The following is a 25,083-nucleotide window of genomic DNA, read 5'->3' as shown; positions in this document are numbered from 1 at the left end:
ATGCTGACGAATCTAAAGATTGATCCAAAGGAATTGCCGAAACGCGTCATCGTGTGCGGAGACCCCAAGCGGGCTGCGCGGATCGCGTCCAAGCTGGACAACCATCGCCAGCTCGCGGAAAACCGGGAATACCACAGCTATGCCGGGGCATGGAAGGGTACGGAGGTGGCGGTAGTCAGCCACGGAGTAGGCTCGCCCGGAGCGGCCGTCTGCTTTGAGGAGCTGGCCAAGGGCGGCGTGGAGGTCGTCATTCGTGTAGGGACAGCGGGGTCGTACCAACAGGAGATTCAGCCGGGAAGTCTCGTCATCAGCTCCGCTACAGTCCGCCAAGACGGGCTCACCAGCCAGCTCGTACCTCCAGGATTTCCTGCCGTCGCGGATCGTCGGGTGGCAGATGCCTTGGCGGCAGCGGCACAATCGAGCGACAGCGGCCTTTCCATCGCCGAAGGAATCACGTTGACACTGGACGTGTTCTACAGCGGCGTGTTGGAATTCCCGCACAAGCTGTACCAAAAAGCCGGCGTGCTCGCCGTCGAGATGGAAAACTCCGCCCTGTTCGTGATCGCGTCGCTCAGGGGAATGAAGGCAGGGGCCATCCTGGCGATCGACGGATTCGCCGATGCGGATTTGCTGCAGGACTACAATCCGCATACGGAGACGCTGGCCAAAGCCGTCGAGGCGGAAGCTTTGATTGCCCTGGACGCCCTCGTAGCCGTGTAAAGCGGATGACAACCGAAAAGCCCGTGGACGACGATAGGCTGCGTTCGCGGGCTTTTTTTACGTTCAGGCGCTGTTGTTCTTCGTGAAAACGGCCAAGCATCGAGATCGCATCGGACATTCACATTTCCTTTTCCCTTTTTTAACATCCGCTTCACGTTCCCTTAATGCGGACACGGTACCATTCAAAGTGACAAGTGAACAGCTACCTCGGTTGGAGCCCTGGAGAAACCCCCGACAGCCTTACCAAGCACTTTCCTCGAGAGTTCTTTGGCAATGCCGTGTCGCAGGGTTTTTTGCTATGCGCAAAGGAGGCGGATGAATTGCATCAGAAGGAGTTCCTCGCAAGACTCGACCAGTACAAGCTGATTGCCTCGATCAAGGAAGCGAAGCATTTGGAAAAAGCCGCAGAGGCCGATCTGAGCGCAGTCGTGCTTTCCGTCGGAAATATCGGGGTCATCAAGGGGTACGTCGATTTTTTCAAAAGCCGTCACATTCCCGTATTTCTGCATCTGGAGCGGATCGGGGGAATCAGCCACGACCGGGAAGGGATCGCCTTCCTTTCCCACTACGTCAAGCCCGACGGAGTCGTGACGACGCGCAACACACTGATCAAGCTGGCGAAAAAGCAAGGACTCTTGACCATACAACGGCACTTTTTGGTAGATAGCGACGCGCACAAATCGGGATTGCAGTCCATCGTGGAGACGCAGCCCGATGCCGTGGAGCTGATGCCCGGTCTCTTGCCTGAGTTCATCGAAGAGTACCGGAGTGCGCTGGATACTCCGATCATTGCGGGAGGCCTGATCCGCAAGCGGGAGCAGATGGAGGAAGTCTTGCAGCATGGAGCGACAGCCGTATCCGTAGGCAGTCCCTTATTGTGGAAGGAGTGTTTGGCACATGATTCAATCTCTACTGTTTGACCTCGACGGTACTTTGCTGGACAGCCGCGATGCGGTCATCGATGCGGTCGCCCACACAGCGGAACGGTACGCGCCCGGTCATTTCAGCCGCCAGGAGCTTTTGGCCCGCTTCGGGGAATCGTTCGACGACTTCCTCGCAGAGGTAGCGGGAGGAGCCGGTTTGCCCGACAAACGGGAAGTGATCGATGGCTATTTCGCTTTCGTCCGGGAGCAGCACGAGCAGCATGTGAAGCTGTTTCCCTACGTCCGGGAAGGCCTCGAAAAGCTGCGGGAAGCCGGTTATGAACTGGCGATCGTCACCAACAAGCAGCGGGAATTCGCCGTGGCCGGCCTGGAGCTGGCCGGAATTGACCATCTGTTTGCAGCGGTGATCACGGTCGACGATGTATCCCGGGGAAAGCCTGCCGCTGAGCCGGTCCAAAAGGCGCTCGCAGAGCTGGGCAGACGCCCGGAGCAAGCGATGATGATCGGGGACAGCCGGTACGATGTGCTGGCTGCCGCCGGAGCGGGGGTGACCTCCGTTGTCCTGGAATGGTACGGGGCAGAGGAATGGCCCCATGTGGTTCCCGATTTTCGCTACGCCGATTTTCAGTCGTTTGTGGCTGACATGCTGGCTGTACACATTCAGGGAAGGAGCTCGTGAACAGATGGCACAAGTGCTGCTGAAGCAGGTGACCAAAACGTTTCAAAACCAGCAGGTGGTCAAAGGGATCGACCTGATGGTTCCCGATGGATCGTTCACCGTCTTGGTCGGACCTTCGGGATGCGGGAAATCGACCACGCTGCGGATGATTGCTGGGCTGGAGACGACGACAGCCGGAGAGATCGTGATCGGGGAACAGACTGTCAATCAATTGCCGCCGGGAAAGCGGGACGTGGCGATGGTCTTCCAGAACTACGCCCTGTACCCGACGATGAGCGTCTATGACAACATCGCCTACGGCCTGAGAAACCGCGGGACCTCGAAAAAAGAGTGCAAGGTGCTCGTGGAGGAAATCGCGGAAATCGTCGGCCTCACCTCGTACCTGAAACGCAAGCCTTCCCAGCTCTCTGGCGGCCAGCGCCAACGCGTGGCTCTGGCGCGCGCGATGGTGAAGAAGCCGAAAGTGTTTCTGATGGACGAACCGCTCTCCAATCTGGACGCGAAGCTGCGCAATCAGATGCGCGTCGAGCTGACGAGCCTGCACAAGCAGCTGGGCAGCACGTTCATCTACGTGACTCACGACCAGGTCGAGGCCATGACGATGGGCGATCAAATCGTCGTCATGAACGACGGTGACATCATGCAGGTGGCCGCCCCGATGGACTTGTACCAGGAGCCGGAAAATCTCTTCGTCGCCCAGTTTATCGGCTCGCCGGCGATGAACATCGTAGAGGCGGATGGAAAGGGGGACCATCTGTGGGGCTTCCGCCCGGAAAAGGCCGTTTTATTGCCGGCTTCCGTCACCCCGGTGACATCCCTGGATATGTGGGCGGCGCAAGGCCAGGTCGTCTCCAGGGAAATCCTCGGTTCGGAAACGCTGTTCCATGTGAACACGGAAAAAGGAAAGGTCATCGTCAAAGCCGATACCAGCCTGACCATCCAGATTGAAACGTCCGTGACCGTCACTGTTGAACGGCCCGACATATACGTCTTCGATCGCGCCAGCGGAAAACGAGTGGGCCGTCTGAATGGACGAGAGCATGTCTCGACCCTTGCAGGAGGGGTGGTCTGATGCGAAAGGCGGCAACTGCACAGGCGCTACCGGGCGTACGCCGGTTGAAAACAGAAGCGGACGAGACGCCATCCGCATGGCTTGCTCTCGTGTCGCGGCTCCGCCCGTATCTGTACCTGGCCCCTGCAATGGTCTGCTTTCTCCTGTTCTTCTTTTATCCGATCGGATCCATCATCTATTTGAGCTTTCAGGATTGGTCTTTGATCAATCTGGACGAAATGGAATGGGTCGGACTGCAAAACTACAGCGACCTGATCGCGGACAAAGACTTCCGCCAGGTCCTGGGGAACACGGCCGTATTTACGGCGGCAACCGTAGGCTTGGGCTTAGTGATCTCGTTCTTGCTTGCTCTGTGGCTGAATCGCAAGGCCAGGATTTACGGGGTAATTCAGGCGACGGTGTTCAGCCCTCACATCATCTCGCTGGTCTCCGTCTCGATGCTGTGGATGTGGCTGATGGACCCGCAGTTCGGACTGTTGAATGCAGCGCTGGAAGCGGTGGGGCTGCCCGGGTACACTTGGCTGACCGACCCGAAAAGCTCGCTTCTATCTCTGATCATCGTCAGCATCTGGAAGGGTGTCGGGTACAATACGCTCATTTTCATCGCCGGGCTGCAAAGCATTCCGGGCGATATCTACGAAGCGGCTGCGCTGGACCATTCGCCATGGTGGCGGACCCTCACCCGCATTACGGTCCCGATGCTTTCGCCGACAATCTTCTTTTTGCTCATCATCAATACGATTACATCGTTCCAGGCGTTTGACACGATCGCCATCATGACCCAGGGAGGTCCCATCAACAGCACGAACATGCTGGTCTACTACATTTACGAGCAGGGCATGGACTTTTACAATGGCGGGCTTGCCTCTGCCGCTTCCGTCATTCTGCTGATCCTCGTAGCCATCCTGACCGCCGTGCACTTCCTGGTGATGTCCAAACGCGTGCATTATCGATGACGACCAATAGCGAGAAAGGAGGAAAAGCATGAATCGAGTGGGTACGGCTTCCCTCAAGACAGTGGAATGGATCGGGCTGTTGATCGTCGCCTTCCTGTTTGTCTTTCCGTTTTTGTGGATGGCGTCCACCGCCTTCAAGACGATGGCGGAGGTCCGGCAATTTCCCCCGACGCTCTTGCCGCAGACGTGGGAATGGGGCAACTTTGCACAGGCCTGGCAATCCGGCCCGTTCCTGACGTATACGTGGAACAGCATTTTGGTGGCGGTCGGCATTCTGATCCTGCAATTTTTGACGGCGGTCCCTGCGGCATACGCCTTCGCCCGTTACAAGTTTCCGGGGCGCAATCTCTTGTTTGGCCTCGTGCTGGTTGTCCTGATGATCCCCGGACAGGTGATTTTCTTGCCGATTTACGTGCAGCTGAGCGGCTGGGGGCTGGTCAATACTCTGTGGTCTCTCATCCTGCCTTACGCCGCCAGCGCTTTCGGAATCTTCCTGCTGCGGCAAGCGTTCATGCAGGTGCCCGATGAAGTGATCGAGGCAGCGCGGCTGGATGACGCCTCCGAGTGGAAGATCATGTGGACGATCATGGTGCCGATGGCAAAGCCGGTTCTCGTCACCTTTGGGCTGTTCAGCTTCATCTATCACTGGAACGACTACTTCTGGCCGCTGATCATGACCAACAGCGACGAAGCTCGCACACTGCCCATCGGAATCTCCAGTCTCCACATGTCGGACGGCGGGACCCTGTGGAACGTCATGATGGCAGGCAATATGATTCTCATCCTGCCGATTCTCGTGGTTTTCTTTGTGGCCCAGCGCCATATCATCCAAGCGTTTGTCTACCAATCCAAATAAAACATGATTTTATGGGAGGACACGTACTCATGCTTTCTATGAAAAAGACAGGAACCATTCTTTGCGCATTGGCAATCGGCTTGTCCGGAGTACTGGCTGGCTGCGGCTCGACGACGAAAGACCAATCATCCGCGACCGGCAATACTTCTGCCCCAGCAGCGGCTTCGACTGGCAACGGACCTGTGACCATCGACTTCTGGTATGCGCTGGGCGGGGTTCGCGCGAAAACGATCGAAGACATGGTCAAAAAGTTCAACGAAACACATAAGGATATTATCGTAAAACCGTCGTACCAGGGAGCGTACCAGGAGAACCACTCCAAAGTGCTGGCGGCCGTCGCGGCGGGCAACAATCCGGACGTCACCATGGTAGAGATCGCTTCGATCGCCGCGTTTGCGGATGCGAAGGTGCTGGAGGATTTGACGCCGTACGCCAATGGAGACGAGAAGAAGTACATTCCGGGGCTGATGAAAAACTCCTACTGGAAAGACAAATTGTACGCAGTGCCGTTCAACCGCTCTACGCCTCTCTTGTACATCAACCGGGACATGCTGAAAGAAGCGGGTCTCGATCCGAACGGCCCGAAAACGTGGGATGAGCTGGTCAGCTTCTCGCAAAAGCTGACGAAAAAGGAAGGCGACAAAGTTACTCGCTACGGCTTCTCCACGCCTGTTGACATCTGGTTCTACGAGGCGCTCGTATTCCAAAGCGGAGGCTCCATTCTCAGCGATGACGGCAAGGAGCTGACCATCAACAACGAAGCGGGCAAGGCACCGCTTGAGCTCTGGTCCAAGATGGTGAAAGAGGGCATTATGAAAAACCCTCCTGGCGAAAACTACAATGCCTGGGACGTTGCCGAGCAGGATTTCCTGAACCAAAAAGTGGGCATGATTTTCACCTCTACCGGGTCTTTGACGGAGTTGAAGAAAAACGCCAAATTTGACATGGGTGCGGCATTCCTGCCAGCCAACAAAAACCTCGGTACGCCGACGGGAGGCGCCAACCTCGTCATGCTGGCGAAGTCGACGGATGCGGAGAAAAAAGCGGCGTGGGAATTCATAAAATGGATGACAGACACGGAGCAGACGGTTTCCTGGTCGATCGCATCCGGGTACATGCCTGTGACGACAGCGGCCGTAGATTCTCCGGAGATGAAGGCTTTCTACGAAAAAGAACCGAACTTTAAAGTAGCGGTAGATCAGCTGCAATACGGCTATCCGCGTCCGATGGCTCCTGGTTACAAAGAGCTGCAGGACATTATCCAGAAGGAGCTGCAGCGTGCCATGCTCGGCCAAGCCAGCGTAGATGAAGCGCTGCAATCGGCGACGGAAAAAGGAAGCAAGCTGCTGAAAAAATAAGCAGAAATCGCCAGGAAAGAGGGAGGCCACATGAACATTTGCATGGCACATCGGGGATGGTCGGGTAAGGCGCCGGAAAATACGATGACAGCGATTCGTCTCGCACTCGCTGAGCCCGCGATCCGGGCGATGGAGGTAGACGTCCAGCTTTCGCGTGACGGAGTTCCCGTACTGATCCACGATTTCAGGCTCGAGCGAACGACGAACGGAAAAGGGCTGGTCAAGGATCACACACTGGCGGAGCTGCGCGAACTGGATGCAGGCAGCTGGCTGGATCGGAAATTCGCGGGAGAGCGCATCCCGACGCTCGCGGAGGCGCTGGCAGCGGTCAAAGGCCGGTGCACTCTCAACATCGAGCTGAAAGCGACGAGCGACATGTATCCCGGCATCGCGGAAAAAGTGTTGGAGCTGTTGGAGCAGTATGATATGAAGAGCGAGGTCTACATCACGTCGTTTGACCACGAACTGATCCGCCATGTACGGACGCTGGATGACACCGTACTGACAGGACTGATCGTCTGCGGACGCCCCGTATTGATGCTGGAGCAATTAGAGGAGGCAGGTGCCAACATCCTGTCGATGGAGTACCCGTATCTGACTCGCGACCTTGCAGAGGAAGCGCTTGAGCGGGGCTACCGGGTCATCGCCTGGACGCTTGACAACCCGGAGCATATCCGGACAGTCATGTCGTGGCACCCGGGCGTGGAGATCTGCACCAACCATCCGGATCGGATGCTGGAGTTCGTGTAAAGGAAATGGATAAAGAGCCGCCGGAGCAGCGCTTCGTGCGGCTTTTTCTGGTTTGGGGAACTATGTATGTCCCATGTCCCTTCCGTGCCAAAAGATAATACCAACCAAATTCATCGGATTTTGCACTTATTCGTACACCTTCGCTGGCCGACCTGCTTATGATAAGAAAAAGGGCAGCTTTGCCAAGGAGTGACAAAGGACCATGATGCATCCCGATACCGAATTGCGCTTCATCAACGAGAAAATCGGGTACGGCGTGTTTGCGACCAAGTTCATTCCCAAAGGAACGATCGTGTGGGTGCAGGATGACCTGGACCAGGTATTGGATCCTGCTTTTGTGGAAACACTGGACCCACTGAGAAAACAGGACGTGCAAAAGTATTCGTTCAGAAATCAGTTCGGCAAGTACATCCTTTGCTGGGATAAGGCCCGTTACGTGAATCACAGCTTCCATGCGACCTGCGTCGCGACCGTCTACGATATGGAGCTGGCGGCGAGAGACATTCACCCGGGCGAAGAACTGACGGACGATTACGGAACGTTGAATTTGGATGAACCGTTCGATTGTTTCCCGGAAGAAGGCACAGACCGCTCGCGTGTGATGCCGGACGATCTCTTGCGTTACTATCGGCGGTGGGATGAAATAGCGGCAGGCGCTTTCGAACGCTTCAACCATGTCGAGCAGCCTCTGCGGCATCTGATCCGCCCCGAGCACCAAAAAAAGTTGAGCGCCATTCTCGAGCATCATATGCCGCTGGATTCGGTGATTCAGCTCTATTGCCAGCCACGATCGGGAAAATAGCCAAGAGCGAGAAGCATCGGGCCGGCTTGCTGCGGCCCGATTTTGTTGAACTTACGCAGGAGAATCAGTATTATGGAATGTAAAGGTGAAGTGAAAGGTTGATTTCATTGGAAAACAAGGTAGCGTCATCCAACTTTATCCGCAATATCGTGATCGATGACTTGCAAGAAGGCAAAGTAAAAGAAGTCATTACCCGCTTTCCCCCGGAACCGAACGGGTATCTCCATATTGGACATGCGAAGGCCATCTGCCTGAACTTCGAATTGGCGCACGAGTTTTCCGGGAAAGCCCACCTGCGCTTTGACGACACCAATCCGCTCAAGGAAGATACGGAATACGTCAACGCCATCAAAGAGGATGTGTCTTGGCTCGGCTTCAAATGGGACGGGCTCTTTTTTGCTTCCGACTACTTCGAAGAGATGTACAACCGTGCCGTGCTCCTTATCAAGAAGGGGAAAGCGTACGTCGACGACCTCTCTGCGGAAGATATGCGCAAATACCGAGGAACGCTGACGGAGCCTGGCGTGGAGAGTCCTTTCCGCAATCGCTCGGTGGAGGAAAACCTCGATTTGTTCGCACGCATGCGCAATGGCGAATTCAAGGACGGAGAAAAAGTGCTGCGCGCGAAGATCGACATGGCTTCCCCGAACTTCAACATGCGCGACCCGGTCCTGTACCGGATCTCCCATGCGACGCACCACAACACGGGGGACAAGTGGTGCATCTACCCGATGTACGACTTCGCCCACCCGCTTGAGGATGCGATCGAAGGCGTGACGCATTCGCTCTGTTCCCTGGAGTTTGAAGACCACCGCCCGCTGTACGATTGGGTCGTAGCGGAGTGCGAGATGGAGCACGTGCCTCATCAGTATGAATTCGCCCGTCTGAATTTGACCAACACCGTCATGAGCAAGCGGAAGCTCAAGCTGCTGGTGGACGAGAAAATCGTGGACGGCTGGGACGATCCGCGCATGCCGACCATCGCAGGCTTCCGCCGCCGAGGCTATACACCTGAATCCATCCGCGCGTTTGCTCGCGAGATCGGGGTAGCGCGCAGCAACAGCACAGTGGATGAGAAGATGCTCGAGCACTTTATCCGCGAGGACCTGAAATTGAAGGCGCCGCGAACCATGGCGATCCTGAATCCGCTGAAGGTGGTTATCACCAACTATCCGGAAGGCCAGGTGGAAATGCTGGATGCGGAAAACAACCCGGAAAACGAAGAGATGGGCAATCGCCAAATCCCGTTTTCCCGCGAAATCTACATCGAGCGCGACGACTTCATGGAAAATCCACCGAGCAAGTACTTCCGTCTGTTCCCTGGCAATGAAGTGCGCCTGAAGCACGCGTACTTCATCAAGTGCAACGACGTGATCAAGGACGCGGACGGCAATGTCATCGAGCTGCACTGCACGTACGACCCGGAAACCAAGAGCGGAAGCGGCTTTACCGGCCGCAAAGTAAAGGGGACCATTCACTGGGTCGAGGCTACGCAAGCGGTACCGGCCGAATTCCGCCTGTACGAGCCGTTGATTCTCGAGGAAGAAGAGAGCGAAGGAACGTTCCTGGACAACATCAATCCGAATTCGCTTGAAGTCGTGAACGGCTTCGTAGAGCCAAACATGAAGGATACGCAGCCGCAAGACAAATACCAATTCTTCCGCCACGGCTACTTCAACGTCGATCCGAAAGATACGAAGGGCGGCAAGCTGGTCTTCAACCGCATCGTTTCGCTGAAAAGCTCGTTTGAACTGCCGAAAAAATAACGAAAAAATAGATGCACCTACGGACGCTGTCCGCACGACTCTCTGTGCGCGGCAGCGTTTTTTTTGGCTTTACGTTACGTTAACGTTAACGTAAATGTTTGATTGTGGTATACTGATGGTGAGATATGAAACTACACGCAGAAGGAAGGCTGTGATCCTATGCTCTGCAGCAAAATACTCGTTCCGTACGATGGATCCGCATTAGCCAAAAAGGCGCTCGAAAAAGCCGTGAAGCTGGCACAGACCGATCCGGCGATCGAGATCGTCGTCGCCCATGTCGTGACGATTCCTGCCTTGCCCGACCCGGCAGTGACCGTCATTCAAACGTTGGAGGAGCACATTTTCAAGGAAGGGGAGGCTGTCCTCGCGGAGGCCAAGGAGGCTTTGGCCGGGCTTCCCAACCGCACGGAAGCGATTCTCCTGGAGGGTCACCCTGCTCCCGTCATTTTGAAGCTTGCCAATGAAAGCGGCAGCGACCTCATCATCATGGGCAACCGGGGGCTGAGCGGACTTCGGGAATTCCTCGGCAGCGTCAGCCACTCTGTCGTTCACCACTCGCCGATTCCGGTGCTGCTTGTAAAGTAAAGGGGATCGCCTTTTGGGCGGTCTTTTTTTTTTTTAGAGAAGAAAGAAAGGCCGGCCGTTTGACGCAATAGGCTTTTCCAACCATCGAAGTTGTGGATATTTTCCGAAAGCCATGTATAATTATTCATGTTGTTCCAAGAGAGGAGGACAGGCAGTGAATGGAAGTACCGGGCTTCAACGCAGTCTGAAACTGTGGCATATCGTGGTGATCGGACTGGGCTATATGGCTCCCATGGCCGTTTTTGATACGTTCGGGATCGTGGCCGAAGAGACGGGAGGGCATGTTCCCGCTGCATATGCGGTCACGCTTCTCGCCATTTTGTTTACGGCGGCGAGCTACGGAAAAATGGTACGGGTGTTTCCTTCGGCTGGGACTGCCTATACGTATACCCAGCAGACGATCCATCCGTACGCAGGGTTTTTGGTGGGATGGGCATCCCTCCTGGACTACTTGTTTTTACCTATGATCAATGCTCTTCTCACAGGTGTGTACCTGTCGTCTGTATTCCCCGATGTTCCGACGCATTGGTGGATTATCGGCTTCATTCTTTTGATTACGACGCTCAATGTGTTCCGGGTAACGGTGACGGCGTCGGTGAATTCATTCCTGGTGCTGTTTCAAATTTGCGTCGTGGCGATCTTTGCGGCTTTGGCGATTCGCGGCTTGCTGTACGAAGGCGGAATCGGTCACGTCTTTTCCGCGCGTCCGTTCATTTCTCCGGACTTGTCGATGGCAGCCTTGCTTTCGGGCGCTTCGATTCTCTGTTTTTCATTCCTCGGTTTTGATGCGGTCACTACCCTGACGGAGGAAACCGTGGATGCGAAGAAGACGATCCCCCGCGGCATCGTGCTCGTCGCTCTGGGGGGAGGGGCGTTGTTCATCACTGCGTCATACTTCTCGCAGTCGCTGTTTCCCGATGCGTCCGTTTTTTCCGATCCGGAAGCGGCATCGGCCGAAATCGCCCTGTCCATCGGGGGAACGATCTTTCAGCTCGTGTTTCTGGCGGCGGCCCTGTCGTCTACATTGGCGTCCGGTCTCGTTTCCGTGACCAGTGTGACGCGGCTGCTGTACGCCATGGGCCGCGACGGTTATTTGCCCAGAAGGTGGTTTGGCTACGTGCATCCCAAGCTGAAAACCCCACTGTTCAACGTCCTGCTGGTCGGGCTCCTGATGATGGCGGCCCTGTTTTTGGATCTGCTGACGGCTACCTCGTTCATCAACTTCGGGGCGCTGATCGCATTCAGCTTCGTCAATATCAGCGTCATCGCTTACTACGTATGGAGACAAAAGCGTGTACAGGTGACAGACTGGTGGCGGTATCTTCTGTCTCCCTTGATCGGCGCGGCATTTGTCGGCTTCCTGTGGGTCCATCTGGACGTAAAGTCGATGGTTTTGGGTCTGGTCTGGACCTGTCTTGGGGTCGTTTATCTGCTATACTTGGTAAAAGTCAAACGAACAAGATTGGAACGGATGCGATTTGAAGAGTAAGCCTGTTTTTCCTATCGTCAAAACATTGTCAAAAGGCGGATTCGCCATGTCGTACGGAATGGCGGGGAATGAGGATGCCCCCGTCCTCCTGCTCCTGCACGCGATCCGCAATACGCGGATGCTGTTTGCGGGGATCGTCCCTGCTCTGGCCGAGCATTATCGAGTCGTGGCCGTCGACCTGCGCGGACACGGGCAATCGACCGATGCGGCTTCGTACACGTTTGCCGACATCGTCGAAGATTTGAGCGGATTGCTGGATGCGGAAGGACTGGAGCAGGTGACAGTCGTGGCTGCCTCGTTTTCTGCCGTGCCGGCACAGATGCTGGCAGTCCGGGAGCCTAGGCGCGTCACGGGGCTGGTATTGCTGGATGGTGGCTTTTACCGGCTGGCGGACATGCCGGGGTTTGAGCTGGAATCTACGGTGGAGAGGCTGGCTGCAGCAAGGTTTTCTTCTGTAGAGGAGGCGGAAAGCCAATTTGCCCGCAGATACGGAGACGGGCAGCTTCCACCCGGATGGATGGCAACCGAGCTGGAGCGCAAGGAGGACGGGAAATACGGGTATCGTCTGCCGCGAGAAGCTTTTTCTGCGTATTTCCGGGAGTACTCGGCTTTTCCGAAAGAAGAGCTGTTTCCGTCCTTGTCTTGCCCGGTCCGGTTGCTCTTGGCGGATGAAAAGGGGCTAGCTGACGACGGTCAGCGAGGCTTTTTCCGGCAAGCTGCCGCCGATTACGCAAGACTGGTGCCGCATGCCGTCATTCGGACGATTCCGGACTCCCTTCATTTGCTGATGGTGACGAACCCGGATGACATCGTGGAAGAAATCAAAAACGTATGGAACAAGTAAGGGACAAGCGAAATGCTTGTCCCTTTTTGTACGGGGAAAAGTATGTTTACCGCTTTGCTTCTCGCAGGACCTTGTTGATGGCCTCGGCTGTTTTTGCGTCATGCTTGTTTGCGCGCAGCTGTTTTTTCACTTGTTCGAAGGCGGTGATCCCTGCCTTGGAGGAAACGGTCAGCACGCGGGTATCGGTCCCGTACAGACGGTGAATGTGCGCACGTGCCTGCTGAAAATGCGTGTTTTGGTCACTCGTACCCGTGGTCCCCGGCTGTCGGTAGGACGTATTTTCGCTCCCGCGGTAAGAGCTGCCGGAGAGATGGCTGATGAGATGGGACTGCATCGGATCCATTTGGTTGATCGACTGGCTGCCGGCTGTGGAAGGGCAGAGGACGACAGCGTCTTGGACGATCAGCGCTTGCACGCCGTGGATTCCGGCCGCATTCAGCTGCGCTTCCAGCTTGGTCGAAGGGCCGCCGCCATGGAGGTGGGAGCTGCCGATGGTGCTGTACACGTTTGTGCCCATTCCGCTATGCGTAGTGCCTTGTGCGTTCGTGGTCAGCTTCTTTTCCCGGTCTACGCTGGGAATGACGGTCTCCGTACCGGTTGCCGCCTGGTTTTGCGTTTGGGCCGTATGCGTAGCTTGTTGACCGGTTTGAGTGCCATGTTGACCTGTTTGGGTGCCCTGTTGAGCTGATTGTGCGCCATGTTGAGCCGATTGTGCACCCTGTTGAGACGACTGTGTCCGGGATGGATTCTGTTTATTAGGGGCCGCCTGATTGTTGCAAGCGGTCAGCAGAAGAACCAATCCCAGCCCTGTACCGACCCATTTTCCAACCTGTTTCATGAAATCCCTCCTGCTATGCTGTTTTCTTTATCGTGCGCCCGCACATCTTTGAGTATTTAAGGAGGTTGTTGGAAAAAATGTAAGGAGTGCTGTTTAACTTGGCAGAAATATGCACAAACAGGTGAATAGAGACATCAGGAGGTGGTAGTGTTGGCACAAACAAACAATGAGAATGATCAACCCGTATCACGAAGGAACTTTCTGAAAAACTCTGGCCTTGTGATCGGTGGACTGGTTGTCGGTGGAGTGGCTGGCAGCCTGCTCGCCAAACCGAAAACACCAGCACCGACGCAACCGGGAGCGACACCCGCTCCGACAGCCGACTTCAATCAGGCATTGATGTACTTCACTCCGGAACAGTTCAAGGTGGTGGATGCAGCCTGCGAACGGATTTTTCCCGAGGACGAGAACGGGCCGGGAGCCAAGGCGCTCGGCGCGGCTTATTTTATCGATCACCAGCTGGCGGGCGATTGGGGCTTCAACTCGCGCGACTACATGCAGGGACCTTTTTATCAGGGCGAAGCTACCCAAGGCTATCAAGGCAGGCTGAAGCGGCGCGAAATTTTTGATATCGGCATCCAGGAAATGAACAACTACAGCAACAGCACGCAAAAAAAGAAATTTTACGAACTCGCGCCCGAGCAGCAGGATGAGGTGCTCAAGGCGTTTGAAACCGATGAGGTGAAATTGACCACGATCTCTGCCAGTGCCTTTTTCAAGATGCTCCGTGCGAGCACCCTCGAAGGCGTTTACTCGGATCCGCTCTACGGCGGAAACAAAAACATGGACGGCTGGAAGCTGAAAAATTATCCGGGTAACCAGATGACGTATTCGCAAGTCATTGAGCAGGACAAGTTTGTGAAGATGGCTCCCCTGAGTTTGCGGGATCATCAACACGGATAAGGGGGACTGACAGATATGGCCAAAAAACTGCCAAAAGTCGATGTGGTCATCGTTGGGGTAGGCTGGGGCGGAGGAATCATCGCCTCGGAGCTGACCAAGCAAGGCCTGAATGTAGTGGGCCTGGAACGAGGCAAGGAAAGAAAAACGGAAGATTACTTCATGGTGCACGACGAGCTCCGCTACGCGCTGCGCTATGAATTGATGCAGGATTTGTCCAAGGAAACGATCACGTTTCGCAGCAAGACCAGCGTCCGTGCGCTTCCCATGAGGTCGTACGGCTCGTTTCTGCTCGGTACCGGATTGGGAGGAGCTGGCGTTCACTGGAACGGCCATACCTTCCGTTTCCTTCCGTACGATTTTGAGATTCGCAGCAAGACCGTCGAGAGGTATGGCGAAAAGAAAATTCCGGCGGACATGACCATCCAGGACTGGGGCATTACATACGATCAACTGGAGCCGTACTTTGACAAATTCGAGCGGATGGCGGGCATTTCGGGCGAGGAAAATCCGCTTGCCGGCAAGCGCTCCAAGCCGTATCCGACTCCGCCGATGAAGAAAATGCCCAGCATGAAGATGTTTGAGGAAGCCGCCAAGAAGAAAAACTGGCATCCGTACATGCTGCCATCGGCGAATCTTTCCGAAGCCTATACCAATCCGGATGGAATCTCGCGGGCAGCTTGCCAGTATTGCGGCTTCTGTGAGCGCTTCGGATGCGAATACGGGGCAAAAGCAGACCCGGTCGTTACCGTCATCCCCGTCGCCCAAAAAACAGGAAAGTTCGAGATTCGCACCCATTCACAGGTTCGCCGCATTTTACATACCGGCAACAAAGCGACAGGCGTACTGTACACCGATGTCACCACGGGCGAGGAAATCGAACAGCCGGCGGACATCGTCGTGCTGACCAGCTACGTGTTCAACAACACCAGGCTACTGCTGTTGTCCAAGCTCGGCCGTCCCTATGATCCGAATACGGGCAAAGGCGTCATCGGCAAAAACTACGCCTATCAGGTCATCCGCGGCGGTGCGACCGGCTTCTTCGAGGATCGGGAATTCAACTACTATGCAGGGGCAGGGGCGCTCGGAATCGTACTGGACGATTTCAATGGCGACAACTTCGATCACAAAGACCTGAAATTCATTCACGGCGCCAGCATCAGCCATACGATGACAGGTCAGCGGCCGATTCAGACGAACCCGGTGCCGCAGGGAACGCCGAGCTGGGGCAAAGATTTCAAGGCAGCCTCCCTCAAATACATCAATCGAACGCTAAGTGTAGGCGCACAAGGCGCGTCCATGCCTTTCCGCCATCATTTCCTCGACCTCGATCCGACATACAAGGACGTGTTCGGGGATCCGCTGATCCGCATCACCTTCGACTTCGAGGAGCAGGACAGGCAGCTGGCTGCATTCACGGCGGAAAGGTGCGGAGAGCTGCTCCAGGAAATGGGGGCCAGCAAGGTGGAAGTGAACGGAAAGCTGGGGCCGTACGATATCGTTCCGTACCAGTCCACGCACAACACGGGTGGCGTCATCATGGGAGCTTCGCCCGATACGTCGGCCGTGAACAACTATCTGCAAATGTGGGACGCGGAAAACGTGTTTGTAGTCGGAGCTTCCGCTTTTGGCCACAACAGCGGATACAATCCGACCGGAACGATGGGGGCGCTGTCGTACCGGTGTGCGGAGGGCATTCTGAAGTACCACAAGAGCGGAGGCGGCATGGTCGTCTAACCGCAGCAGCAAAGGCAAAGGCCGTCGGGCAATCCGGCGGTCTTTTTGCGCGGCTCCTCCAAAAGGCATGGCGAAGCCGGGTATCCAACATGGCTATCGTGCCTGGTCGGCCTTTCAGTGATAATAAAGTTTTAGACCGGAACCCCTTACAGTAAAAGGAATCCCGGTCTTCCAAATCACCACGTATTTGAACATAAGTTCAGCGTGTCGGCTTTGCGCTGCCTTCCTCGCCTTTGGCCAATAAACGAATGGCCGTGGCGACGGCTTCTTTTGTCTCGTCCAGCCTCTCCACGGCATTGCGGTCGTATGACGGACCGAACGGATTGGTCGCCGTCCATGCGGTAGCCAGGGCCATGATGGCAGTCATCAGGAAGCCCGGGGCGAACGTCTGTCCTACCTGTCCGGCGTCTTGCGCGTCTGCGATCATTTGCAGCTTCTTCTCCTGGACAGATGAACGGTCTGCCAAGTCGCCTATTACACTCTTCTCTAAACCATACCAGGCCATTAACCGGAACAGATCAGCATGCGTCATGGCGTATTCGAACACTCTAGCCGCATAGCCGGGAAGATCCTCGGGCGTAAACTCATTCTCTTCATAGACGCGTGCCAGGTGCTTCTGCAGGACCGTCTTAAACAGCGTTTCTTTATTCTCAAAGTACACGTAGATCATATTCTTGTTGCAGCCGGCGTTCTTGGCGATGCGATCTACGCGAGCACCCGCGACGCCATAGGAGGAGAACTCCTCCAGTGCCGCCTCTAGTATGCGTTCTCTTGTTGCCTCGGCATTCCTCACGCATGTCCCTCCTTGCCATATCTATACCTTTCCCATTAGTCGCCATGCTTTTGGCGAGGCCGCGGTGTACAAAAAATATATCACACCAATTCTTTATTTGACAAACCAGTTAGTTAGATATATTTTATAACTAACCAGATGGTTATATACTGATTGGTAAATCCTTAACGAAAGAAGGAAATGTCCATGACGCAACCGAACCGCAAGATTGCCTTGGTTACCGGAGGAAGCCGCGGCATCGGCCGAAGCACTGTGCTGAGCCTTGCGCGCCGTGGTGTTGACATCATTTTCACGTACAAGTCAAATCAAGAAGAAGCGGACAAAGTCATCTCTCTGATCCGCGATACCGGGCGCGAAGCCGTTGCCTTGAAGCTCGATGCCGGCGCTGTCGGCACATTCGATTCCTTCGTGCAAGATGTAGGCAAGACGCTTCAAAAGCTGGGTGCCGAGCGCTTTGACTATCTCGTCAACAACGCCGGCATCTCGCATCACAGAGCCTTCGAGAAGACCACGGAGGAAGAGCTGGACCAGCTGTATGAAGTGCACTTCAAGGGCGTGTTCTTTCTGACCCAGAAGCTGCTGCAGCTTATCCATGACGGTGGCCGGATCGTGAACATTTCCTCGGGTCTTACTCGCATGACCATACCGGAGAGCGGCGCCTACGCCTCCATGAAGGGCGCGATCGAGGTCCTGACTCGTTATCTGGCGAAAGAGCTGGGTCCTCGCGGGATTGCGGTCAATACCATCGCCCCGGGAGCCATCGCGACCGACTTCAGCGGACTCCGTACCAATGAAGACCTGAAAAAGATGATTGCGGGGATGACGGCCCTCGGCCGCGTCGGAGAACCCGACGACGTCGGCGAGGCAATCGCTTCGGTGCTCTCCGACGAGAATCGCTGGGTCAATGCCCAACGCATCGAGGTCTCTGGCGGCATGTTGATCTAAACTATCGGTAACCGTCGGCGCGAGCTTCCGGGAACGGTGCTGCGGCGCTCGCGGCAATTCGGGGCTTTACGCAGCTGCCTTATTATCTCTGCACCCTAGGCTTCACAGCTCCCCGAGCGCGTCCGTATTTCCCAAAGCACTTTCGCAGCAATGACAAGATGCTTTTGCAGCCATGCGAAAACGATTCGGCTTCCAGACTCGAAATCGGCGTCACTGCTTGCATTTTGCACGTGGCACGCTTTTTGCTTAAGCCAATGGGTAAAACGGAAAAGGGGAGAGTCAGACGATGTCGACAAAGAAATGGGGATGGGATACAGCGGCAATCCATGCGGCGCAGGAGCCTTGCCCGAAAACAGGGGCGGTCGTATCGGCGGTGGTGCCCGCTGTCGCCTACGCATTTCCCGACGCGGCTGCTGCAGCTGCATGCGTAGCAGGGGAAACGGAAGGGACGTATTACGGACGCTACGGCAATCCTACGATTTCGATACTCGAAGCCAAAATCGCCGCCCTGGAAAACGGAGAAGCAGCTCTGGGAGTCAGCAGCGGCATGGCCGCGATTTCGGCGGCGCTGCTTGCCTTTTTGCGGCAAGGCGATCACGTCGTGTGTACCCGGGATGTCTACGGAGGCAGCTTCAAATTTTTGACGACGCTTGCGCCGAGGTACGGAATTGCGGCCGATTTTGTGGATTGCACCGATTTGCAGGCGGTTGAGCGGGCGATTTTGCCCCAGACCAAGGTGCTGTACATCGAGACGCCGTCGAATCCATGCCTGACCGTGCTGGATATTGAAGCATTGTCTAGGCTGGCGCACGCTCGCGGCCTCACGGTGATCGTAGACAACACGTTCATGACCCCGTACTTGCAGCGTCCGCTGGAGCTTGGGGCGGACGTGGTGGTGCACAGCGCCACGAAGTATTTGAACGGACACGGGGACGTCATCGCGGGATTCATCGTCGGGAAGCGCGAGCATATCCAGTTCATGCGCAAGCACATCATGGGGGATCTCGGGCAAAATCTGAATGCCTGGGACGCTTTTCTCATCCTGCGCGGACTGAAAACGCTCGGCCTGCGGGTCCGTCAGCATTGCCAAAACGCAGAGGCGATCGCCTGCTATTTGGCGAAGCATCCGGCTATCTCGCAAGTCTATTACCCGGGACTTCCCGATCACCCGCAGCATGGGCTGGCCAAGCGGCAAATGGCAAAAATGGGCGGCATCGTGTCGTTTGAAGTGAAAGGCGGCTGCGAGGCAGCCAAAACTTTCATGAACGGCCTCAGCCTTGCTATGATATCGTTTAGCTTAGGAGATCCGGAAACGCTGGTGCAGCATCCGGCCTCGATGACCCATTTCTCCATCCCGCCAGAGGAGCGTGAGAGGTTTGGCATCACGGATGGACTGATTCGCTTGTCTGCCGGCCTGGAAGACGCAGAGGACATCATCGGGGATCTGGAACAAGCTCTGTCCCTGCTGCGGGCAGGAGCGTTGGCGGACCAAGCGTAGGAGCGAAGTGCAGGAGGACCGATCATGACCGAATTTTCCCGCATCGAAGAATTCATCCAATCGTACGCGGACAATATCGCCCATGTGCTGGGACTGGACGTCACCATTCTGGACGAACAAGGAATCCGGGTGAGCGGGACTGGCTACTACCAGGAGCTCGTGGGACTGCCTGCCCCGGAAGGCTCGTTTTTCCGGATGATCTTGCAGACCGGACAGCCGGGGATGATTTTTGACATGAAAAAAAACGAGTCGGAGTGTATGAACTGCAAGTTTTTGCAGCAATGCCGGGAGCTTGCGACCATCGGCTTTCCCGTGCACAAACGGGAAAAGACGGTAGGCGTTATCGGAATCATCGGTTTTTCCCCCGAGCAGAAGGAAAAGATGCTCCACCATTCGGAAAAGTGGATGCCGTTTTTGCAGCATATAAGCTCGCTGATCGAGCACAAGCTGCTGGAGCTGGATGCAGAGCTGGAAAAGAGCTGCCACATGCAGGAGGAAGTCCCGGAAGCGTCACTGCGGCCGGTGTATTTCGCCCAGCTGATCGGGGCGGAGACGGGACTGCGGGATGTGATCGCCAAAGCGAAGAAGGTCGCCGGCAGCATCTCGACCGTGCTGATCCGGGGAGAAAGCGGGACGGGGAAAGAGCTGCTGGCAAAGGCGATCCACAGCGAAGGGCCGCGCAGCCGATATCCTTTTGTGGCCATCAACTGTGCGGCGATTCCGGAGACCCTCTTGGAAAGCGAGCTGTTCGGCTACGAAGGCGGCGCTTTTACGGGATCGCGGCGCGAGGGCAAGCCAGGCAAGTTCGAGCTGGCGCACAAGGGCACCATTTTCCTCGATGAAGTGGGGGACATTCCGCTGTCTCTCCAGCCAAAGCTGCTGCGCGTGCTGCAGGATAAAACCGTCGATCGGGTAGGAGGCATCAAAACGATCGGCGTCGACGTGCGGGTAATTGCAGCTACGCATCGCGACTTGGAGCAAATGGTACGGGAGGGGACGTTTCGGGAAGACCTGTACTACCGTCTCCATGTCATTCCGCTGCGGCTTCGCCCGCTTCGGGAGCGCCGGGAGGACATTCCCCTCTACCTGAATCATTTCTTGCACCGCTATTCCAAAGTGCTGCAAAAGGGCAAGCTCCAGCTGGATGCCGGGCTTGCGCAGAAGCTGGCGGCCTACGATTGGCCGGGAAACATCCGCCAGCTGGAAAACGCGGTCGAGTACATGGTGAATATGGCGGATGGCGAGACGATTGGCTGCGGCGATCTGCCGGACTATCTGCTGCCTTCCGCAAGAGAGTCGGCAGCAGAGCGGCAGGGAAAAGGGCTGGAACAAATGCTGGCTGACTTCGAACGTTCCGTGCTGGCAGGTTTCCTGGAGAGCGGTCCCTACGCCCAGGATAAGGCGGCAATTGCGAGCGAGCTGCAGATCAGCCTGTCCACGCTGTACCGGAAGCTGGAAAAATACGATTTGACCTAGAACAGCCAGCCTGGATTCGGCGACTAAGCCAAAATCCGGGCTGGCTGTTTGCGTACCGATATGCCTCGCGCGTTTGCTTATCCTTACAGGCGCGACAGCAATCCGGCCAACAGTGCCGCCCTGACCGGCAGCTGATCGATCAGGATATGCTCGTATTCGGCATGCGGCCCTTCCCCCATCGCTCCCAATCCATCAAGCGTAGGAATACCCAGAGCCGCGGTGAAGTTGCCGTCGCTTCCGCCGCCGACCGCTGCTTCCGTGAGCGTCATACCCAGTTCTTCCGCGCAGTCCGCTGCCAGCTGAAACAGTCGCTCTGTCTGAGCCGTTCGCTCCATCGGAGGCCGATTGATTCCCCCGGAAATATGCAGGGTAGTGCCTTGCAAATGCGGCTTTGCCTGTGTGATCAGCGAGTGAATCCGCTCGGCCTCGGTCAAGCGGTCGATTCGCACGTCGATGTCGAGAACGGCGTTTTCCGGCACCACATTGGTCCGTGTGCCACCTGAAGCGATCCCCACGTTTACGGTCGTTCCCTTTCCGTAGTCGGTCAGCCCCTGGAGGAACAGAATCTGGTGGGCCATTTCCTCCACGGCGTTGATTCCATCCTCGTGGTGATTCCCTGCGTGGGCCGCTTTCCCCTTGATCGACATGGTGAAATGGCCGACTCCCTTACGAGCTGTTTTCAATGCTCCCGTGTTTGCCACTGCGGGCTCCACGACCAAAACGGCGCTGCTCTTTTGGGCATCTTCCTCGATGAAAGGCCGAGAGCTGGCGCTACCCGTCTCTTCGTCGCTGGTGCAGAGAAACACGATCCTTTTTTGCAAAGGGACTCCCAGATCCTTGCACGCCTTTACCGCCCAAATCGCTTGGACGATGCCGCTTTTCATGTCCAGGATGCCGGGTCCGTAAGCTTTGTTGCCTTCGACCCGATAGGAGAGTCGTCCGATATCCCAGACCGTGTCCATATGGCCTAGAATGAGGATTTGTTCCTCTCCGGTCCCGTAGGTAAAACGCAAATGATTGCCGGTCTCGCTCATCGGGATGACTTCCGCATGGAGCCCCAGGCGCTCGGAAAAAAGGGCTTGAAACTCTTCCCCGCAACGATCGACGGCCTGCTTGTCCTGGGTGGGAGACTCCGCTTTGACGACGCGCTCCAAATCTGCCAGGATGTTCGCTTCATTTTCTTTTAGGTAATGGAAGAAACTGGACATATCGACATTCCTCCTGATCCGTATGGTGGCTAACGTGCGTCGGCCATGATGGGCGCCGCCAGTTCGTGGATGTTCAGCGCGCACAGCGCCAATGTCTTCACAGCGATTTTCATGACTTCTTCATCGATGTCGAATTTTTCGTTATGGTGTCCAGCCGCCAGGGTCGTCCCAAACACGACATAGGAGGCAAGGCCGCCGTTTTGCTTTACGCGTTCCATCAAATAAGTCGCGTCTTCGGATCCGCCCGCCGAGATGCTCTCCACGACCGAGGTCACCTCCGGCACTTTCCCAGCCTGCGCATGGATGTAGGGCAAAAGCTCGGGGCTTGGATCGCTGCTGCCGGCTTTGCCGACGATCTCGATCGTGGATTCGACTCCGTACATCTGCGCGGAGCCCTGGATGATATCGAGAGCACGCGAGAGGATGTACTCGTTGACTTCGGTCGTGTCGCCTCTCGTCTCCAGCTTGAAAGCGGCCCGGTTGGGAATGATGTTGCGGCCGCTTCCGGCCTCCAGCACGCCCACGTTGATCCGGGAATTGCCGCCGCTGTGGCGTGTAATCGAGTGCAGGTTCATGACGGCGGAAGCGGCTGCGAGCAGCGCGTTTTTGCCTTCCTCCGGGCTGCCGCCGGCATGCGCGGCGACCCCTCTGTACGTCACGTCCAGTTTCGTCGTCGCCAGGTATCCGTAAGCTCCGCAGACGACTTCGCCCAGAGGGACGCCGGTGCCGACATGGCTCGCAAACAAGCGATCGACATCGTCTGCGACTCCAGCCTCGACCATTGCCTTTGCTCCGCGGACACCTTCCTCCGCAGGCTGAAAGATCAGTTTGATCCGCCCGTGAAGCTCGTCCTTGCACTGACTGAGGACGTAAGCAAGCCCCAGGCCGATGGCGGTGTGGGCGTCATGACCGCAGGCGTGCATCATGTTGGGGTTGACAGACGCATACGCTCCCGCTGCGGGCAGATGATCAAGCTCCCCGGATTCCTGCAAGTCAAGGGCATCCATATCGACGCGAAAGGCGACGGTAGGTCCCGGCCTGCCGGTGTCGAGAATGCCGACCACTCCGGTGAAGCCTCCCGACAATTGCGGGAGCCATTCTGCGACGGCGCCTTGAGACAAGGCACGCTGCTCCTGTGCACGGAGAAACTCCTGGGGCGGCACTCCCATACGAGCATCCTCTGCCACGACTTCACGTCCCGCCTTTACTTCATACCCCCAGGCAGCCAGCTGGCTCGCCACTTTACTCGCCGTGCGGTATTCCACCCAGCCGGATTCCGCGTACTTGTGAAAATCCCGCCGCCACTCCTGAAGGGAGGGATACATTTGGTCTACGAGACTGTTTATGCGCTTTTCCATACATTCGGCTCCTTTGCTATGCAAAATGGCAAAAAAATTCGCAAAATTGACCCAGCTTACAAAAGCGTTTCTTCACAAATGAAACAAAACCTGCAAGATTACTGAAAAAATGAATTTAAAATTTAGAATATTTGAAGTTGACACTGTTTTTCTAATATTTTATAGTTTTGATACTAAGTGAACAATAAGCGAATTTTTCTGTAAAAGGAGATGACATCTGTGCAGGACGTGTACGCATTCATCGAGCAGAACAAGGAAATGTACATTCGCTGGCTTCAGGAGATTTGCCGCCAGCCCAGTGTCGCCGCGCAAAACCGTGGCATGAAAGAGACGGCAAACATGGTGGAGCGGTTCATCCAGGAGATCGGCGGGGAATCGCGGCAGCTGGAGACGTCCGGTTTTCCCGTCGTATACGGAGAATTCGCCGGTGAGAGCGAGAAGACACTCTCCTTTTACAATCACTACGATGTGCAGCCAGAGGACCCCGTCGATCTGTGGGAGTCCCCGCCCTTTGGAGCGGAAATCCGCGACGGCCGCATGTACGCGCGCGGTGTGGCGGACAACAAGGGAAATCTCATGGCGCGGCTGGCTGCCGTTCACGCCTATCAGCAGGTGAGAGGGAAGCTCCCGACTCGGGTGAAGTTCATCGTGGAAGGGGAAGAAGAGATCGGCAGCGTCCACCTGGAAGAGTTCGTGGAAAAGTACCGCGAGATGATCCAAGCGGACGGCTGTATCTGGGAGTTCGGCTATAAAAACGCGGATGGACGTCCGCAGGTCAGCCTCGGCGTCAAGGGCATGTGCTACGTGGAGCTGGTGTGCCGCGGCGCCAACACCGACCTTCATTCCGCGAATGCGGCGATCATCGAAAACCCGGCATGGCGGCTGCTGTGGGCGCTTCAGACATTGAAGACGCCGGACGAAAGAATCCAGATCAAAGGCTTCTACGACAAAGTGGCAGCTCTGAACGAGGATGACGTCGCCATGCTCGAAAACATGATTTACAACGAGGAAAGCACGCTGGAAAAGCTGGGGCTGAAGTCGTTCCTGCTCGATTTGACAGGCGTTCCCTTGAAGGAAAAGCTGATTTTCCAGCCGACCTGTACCGTATGCGGACTGGTTTCCGGGTATACCGGGCCTGGCTCCAAGACGGTTCTGCCGGCAGAAGCGAGGGTCAAGCTGGACTTCCGCCTGGTGCCGGACCAAGACCCGCATGAAATCTTCACCCTGCTGCGCAAGCATCTGGACGAGCATGGCTTCTCCGATATCGAGATGGAGGGCTTTACGCTGGAGCATCCGGCTCGTACCCCGTTCGACAATCCGCTGACACGGGCTGTGGTGAATACGGTCAAAGACATCTACGGGATGGAACCGACGATCATGCCGATGTCGCCTGGCACGGGACCGATGTACATACTGTGCCAAAGCCTCGGCATCCCGGCCGTATCGGTAGGCGTGGGCAACTTCGCTTCCAACAATCACGCGCCGAACGAGAACGTCATCGTCGAGGACTATATCCAGGGAATCAAGCACATGGCCGCCATTTTCGAAGAGTTCGCCAAGGAGGTGTAG

23 protein-coding genes are annotated in these 25,083 nt (G+C 56.0%); 19 read left to right on the top strand and 4 right to left on the bottom strand.

Annotated elements, in window-relative coordinates; all coding sequences use genetic code 11:
• From RGB73_RS28915 to RGB73_RS28855, 13 genes are all read left to right on the top strand, one after another.
• Entirely contained in the window at positions 1-720 is a 720-nt protein-coding gene (locus RGB73_RS28915; protein ID WP_310767046.1) for a nucleoside phosphorylase, read from the top strand.
• A gap of 320 nt (positions 721-1,040) precedes the next feature.
• Positions 1,041-1,640, top strand: coding sequence for a glycerol-3-phosphate responsive antiterminator (locus RGB73_RS28910; RefSeq protein ID WP_310767043.1), 600 nt, complete (start codon positions 1,041-1,043; stop codon positions 1,638-1,640).
• Positions 1,618-2,283, top strand: a complete 666-nt coding sequence (locus tag RGB73_RS28905) for an HAD-IA family hydrolase (RefSeq protein WP_310767039.1) — start codon at positions 1,618-1,620, stop codon at positions 2,281-2,283. Before RGB73_RS28910 ends, RGB73_RS28905 begins: the two co-directional genes overlap by 23 nt.
• A gap of 4 nt (positions 2,284-2,287) precedes the next feature.
• Entirely contained in the window at positions 2,288-3,355 is a 1,068-nt protein-coding gene (locus tag RGB73_RS28900) for an ABC transporter ATP-binding protein (RefSeq protein WP_310767038.1), read from the top strand.
• Complete coding sequence (locus tag RGB73_RS28895) at positions 3,355-4,311, top strand: carbohydrate ABC transporter permease (RefSeq protein WP_310767035.1); 957 nt, start codon at positions 3,355-3,357, stop codon at positions 4,309-4,311. Before RGB73_RS28900 ends, RGB73_RS28895 begins: the two co-directional genes overlap by 1 nt.
• Before the next feature lie 28 nt (positions 4,312-4,339).
• Positions 4,340-5,167 (top strand): carbohydrate ABC transporter permease, encoded by an 828-nt coding sequence (locus tag RGB73_RS28890; protein WP_310767033.1) that lies wholly within the window; start codon positions 4,340-4,342, stop codon positions 5,165-5,167.
• A gap of 29 nt (positions 5,168-5,196) precedes the next feature.
• Positions 5,197-6,525: an ABC transporter substrate-binding protein gene (locus RGB73_RS28885; protein WP_310767031.1), complete on the top strand. Its 1,329-nt coding sequence runs from the start codon at positions 5,197-5,199 to the stop codon at positions 6,523-6,525.
• 30 nt (positions 6,526-6,555) lie between these two features.
• Complete coding sequence (locus tag RGB73_RS28880) at positions 6,556-7,275, top strand: glycerophosphodiester phosphodiesterase (protein ID WP_310767028.1); 720 nt, start codon at positions 6,556-6,558, stop codon at positions 7,273-7,275.
• 202 nt (positions 7,276-7,477) lie between these two features.
• Complete coding sequence (locus RGB73_RS28875; protein WP_310767024.1) at positions 7,478-8,077, top strand: SET domain-containing protein; 600 nt, start codon at positions 7,478-7,480, stop codon at positions 8,075-8,077.
• 98 nt (positions 8,078-8,175) lie between these two features.
• Positions 8,176-9,843: a glutamine--tRNA ligase/YqeY domain fusion protein gene (locus tag RGB73_RS28870; protein WP_396136153.1), complete on the top strand. Its 1,668-nt coding sequence runs from the start codon at positions 8,176-8,178 to the stop codon at positions 9,841-9,843.
• A 159-nt stretch (positions 9,844-10,002) separates the two neighbouring features.
• Positions 10,003-10,428, top strand: coding sequence for a universal stress protein (locus RGB73_RS28865; RefSeq protein ID WP_310767022.1), 426 nt, complete (start codon positions 10,003-10,005; stop codon positions 10,426-10,428).
• Between the two features lie 154 nt (positions 10,429-10,582).
• The gene (locus RGB73_RS28860; RefSeq protein ID WP_310767019.1) at positions 10,583-11,917 is read left to right on the top strand and encodes an APC family permease; all 1,335 of its coding nucleotides are present in this window, start codon (positions 10,583-10,585) and stop codon (positions 11,915-11,917) included.
• 46 nt (positions 11,918-11,963) lie between these two features.
• Positions 11,964-12,761 carry an alpha/beta fold hydrolase gene (locus RGB73_RS28855; protein WP_310767016.1) on the top strand — a complete coding sequence of 266 codons (798 nt, stop codon included), beginning with the start codon at positions 11,964-11,966 and terminating at the stop codon, positions 12,759-12,761.
• A 46-nt stretch (positions 12,762-12,807) separates the two neighbouring features.
• On the opposite strand, the gene RGB73_RS28850 is transcribed toward RGB73_RS28855, so the two are convergent.
• Positions 12,808-13,599: a hypothetical protein gene (locus RGB73_RS28850; RefSeq protein WP_310767013.1), complete on the bottom strand. Its 792-nt coding sequence runs from the start codon at positions 13,597-13,599 to the stop codon at positions 12,808-12,810.
• A 141-nt stretch (positions 13,600-13,740) separates the two neighbouring features.
• Here RGB73_RS28850 and RGB73_RS28845 point away from each other — a divergent pair, with 141 nt between their 5' ends.
• Complete coding sequence (locus RGB73_RS28845) at positions 13,741-14,502, top strand: gluconate 2-dehydrogenase subunit 3 family protein (RefSeq protein WP_396136152.1); 762 nt, start codon at positions 13,741-13,743, stop codon at positions 14,500-14,502.
• A 15-nt stretch (positions 14,503-14,517) separates the two neighbouring features.
• Positions 14,518-16,236, top strand: a complete 1,719-nt coding sequence (locus tag RGB73_RS28840; RefSeq protein WP_310767006.1) for a GMC family oxidoreductase — start codon at positions 14,518-14,520, stop codon at positions 16,234-16,236.
• Between the two features lie 199 nt (positions 16,237-16,435).
• Here the strand turns inward: RGB73_RS28840 and RGB73_RS28835 are convergent, their stop codons facing one another.
• The gene (locus RGB73_RS28835; protein ID WP_310767003.1) at positions 16,436-17,029 is read right to left on the bottom strand and encodes a TetR family transcriptional regulator; all 594 of its coding nucleotides are present in this window, start codon (positions 17,027-17,029) and stop codon (positions 16,436-16,438) included.
• Between the two features lie 186 nt (positions 17,030-17,215).
• Between RGB73_RS28835 and RGB73_RS28830 the strand changes: the two genes are divergently transcribed.
• From RGB73_RS28830 to RGB73_RS28820, 3 genes are all read left to right on the top strand, one after another.
• Positions 17,216-17,974 carry an SDR family NAD(P)-dependent oxidoreductase gene (locus RGB73_RS28830; RefSeq protein ID WP_310767001.1) on the top strand — a complete coding sequence of 253 codons (759 nt, stop codon included), beginning with the start codon at positions 17,216-17,218 and terminating at the stop codon, positions 17,972-17,974.
• Between the two features lie 286 nt (positions 17,975-18,260).
• A complete protein-coding gene (locus RGB73_RS28825) occupies positions 18,261-19,472 on the top strand; it encodes a trans-sulfuration enzyme family protein (protein ID WP_310766998.1) in 1,212 nt (403 codons plus the stop codon).
• 24 nt (positions 19,473-19,496) lie between these two features.
• Positions 19,497-20,948 (top strand): sigma-54 interaction domain-containing protein, encoded by a 1,452-nt coding sequence (locus RGB73_RS28820; protein ID WP_310766995.1) that lies wholly within the window; start codon positions 19,497-19,499, stop codon positions 20,946-20,948.
• 83 nt (positions 20,949-21,031) lie between these two features.
• Here the strand turns inward: RGB73_RS28820 and RGB73_RS28815 are convergent, their stop codons facing one another.
• Together RGB73_RS28815 and RGB73_RS28810 are read right to left on the bottom strand one after the other, a co-directional pair.
• Positions 21,032-22,156, bottom strand: coding sequence for a M20 family metallopeptidase (locus RGB73_RS28815; RefSeq protein ID WP_310766992.1), 1,125 nt, complete (start codon positions 22,154-22,156; stop codon positions 21,032-21,034).
• A 29-nt stretch (positions 22,157-22,185) separates the two neighbouring features.
• On the bottom strand, positions 22,186-23,514 hold the full coding sequence (locus RGB73_RS28810) for a M20 family metallo-hydrolase (protein WP_310766989.1): 1,329 nt from the start codon (positions 23,512-23,514) through the stop codon (positions 22,186-22,188).
• Between the two features lie 210 nt (positions 23,515-23,724).
• Here RGB73_RS28810 and RGB73_RS28805 point away from each other — a divergent pair, with 210 nt between their 5' ends.
• Complete coding sequence (locus tag RGB73_RS28805; RefSeq protein WP_310766986.1) at positions 23,725-25,083, top strand: M20 family metallopeptidase; 1,359 nt, start codon at positions 23,725-23,727, stop codon at positions 25,081-25,083.

Source organism: Brevibacillus brevis (genome assembly GCF_031583145.1).
GTDB lineage: Bacteria > Bacillota > Bacilli > Brevibacillales > Brevibacillaceae > Brevibacillus > Brevibacillus brevis_E.
The sequence above is the reverse complement of the archived record's forward strand: the minus strand, read 5'-3'. Positions and strand labels throughout refer to the sequence as shown.

What these genes read in the sequence shown, in the direction of transcription:
- RGB73_RS28830 (WP_310767001.1), top strand. Translation starts at nt 17,216, where the DNA reads ATGACGCAACCGAACCGCAAGATTGCCTTGGTTACCGGAGGAAGCCGC.
- RGB73_RS28890 (WP_310767033.1), top strand. Translation starts at nt 4,340, where the DNA reads ATGAATCGAGTGGGTACGGCTTCCCTCAAGACAGTGGAATGGATCGGG.
- RGB73_RS28875 (WP_310767024.1), top strand. Translation starts at nt 7,478, where the DNA reads ATGATGCATCCCGATACCGAATTGCGCTTCATCAACGAGAAAATCGGG.
- RGB73_RS28905 (WP_310767039.1), top strand. Translation starts at nt 1,618, where the DNA reads ATGATTCAATCTCTACTGTTTGACCTCGACGGTACTTTGCTGGACAGC.
- RGB73_RS28855 (WP_310767016.1), top strand. Translation starts at nt 11,964, where the DNA reads ATGTCGTACGGAATGGCGGGGAATGAGGATGCCCCCGTCCTCCTGCTC.
- RGB73_RS28915 (WP_310767046.1), top strand. Translation starts at nt 1, where the DNA reads ATGCTGACGAATCTAAAGATTGATCCAAAGGAATTGCCGAAACGCGTC.
- RGB73_RS28840 (WP_310767006.1), top strand. Translation starts at nt 14,518, where the DNA reads ATGGCCAAAAAACTGCCAAAAGTCGATGTGGTCATCGTTGGGGTAGGC.
- RGB73_RS28825 (WP_310766998.1), top strand. Translation starts at nt 18,261, where the DNA reads ATGTCGACAAAGAAATGGGGATGGGATACAGCGGCAATCCATGCGGCG.
- RGB73_RS28820 (WP_310766995.1), top strand. Translation starts at nt 19,497, where the DNA reads ATGACCGAATTTTCCCGCATCGAAGAATTCATCCAATCGTACGCGGAC.
- RGB73_RS28885 (WP_310767031.1), top strand. Translation starts at nt 5,197, where the DNA reads ATGCTTTCTATGAAAAAGACAGGAACCATTCTTTGCGCATTGGCAATC.
- RGB73_RS28900 (WP_310767038.1), top strand. Translation starts at nt 2,288, where the DNA reads ATGGCACAAGTGCTGCTGAAGCAGGTGACCAAAACGTTTCAAAACCAG.
- RGB73_RS28895 (WP_310767035.1), top strand. Translation starts at nt 3,355, where the DNA reads ATGCGAAAGGCGGCAACTGCACAGGCGCTACCGGGCGTACGCCGGTTG.
- RGB73_RS28810 (WP_310766989.1), bottom strand. Translation starts at nt 23,514, where the DNA reads ATGGAAAAGCGCATAAACAGTCTCGTAGACCAAATGTATCCCTCCCTT.
- RGB73_RS28865 (WP_310767022.1), top strand. Translation starts at nt 10,003, where the DNA reads ATGCTCTGCAGCAAAATACTCGTTCCGTACGATGGATCCGCATTAGCC.
- RGB73_RS28880 (WP_310767028.1), top strand. Translation starts at nt 6,556, where the DNA reads ATGAACATTTGCATGGCACATCGGGGATGGTCGGGTAAGGCGCCGGAA.
- RGB73_RS28805 (WP_310766986.1), top strand. Translation starts at nt 23,725, where the DNA reads ATGACATCTGTGCAGGACGTGTACGCATTCATCGAGCAGAACAAGGAA.
- RGB73_RS28815 (WP_310766992.1), bottom strand. Translation starts at nt 22,156, where the DNA reads ATGTCCAGTTTCTTCCATTACCTAAAAGAAAATGAAGCGAACATCCTG.
- RGB73_RS28850 (WP_310767013.1), bottom strand. Translation starts at nt 13,599, where the DNA reads ATGAAACAGGTTGGAAAATGGGTCGGTACAGGGCTGGGATTGGTTCTT.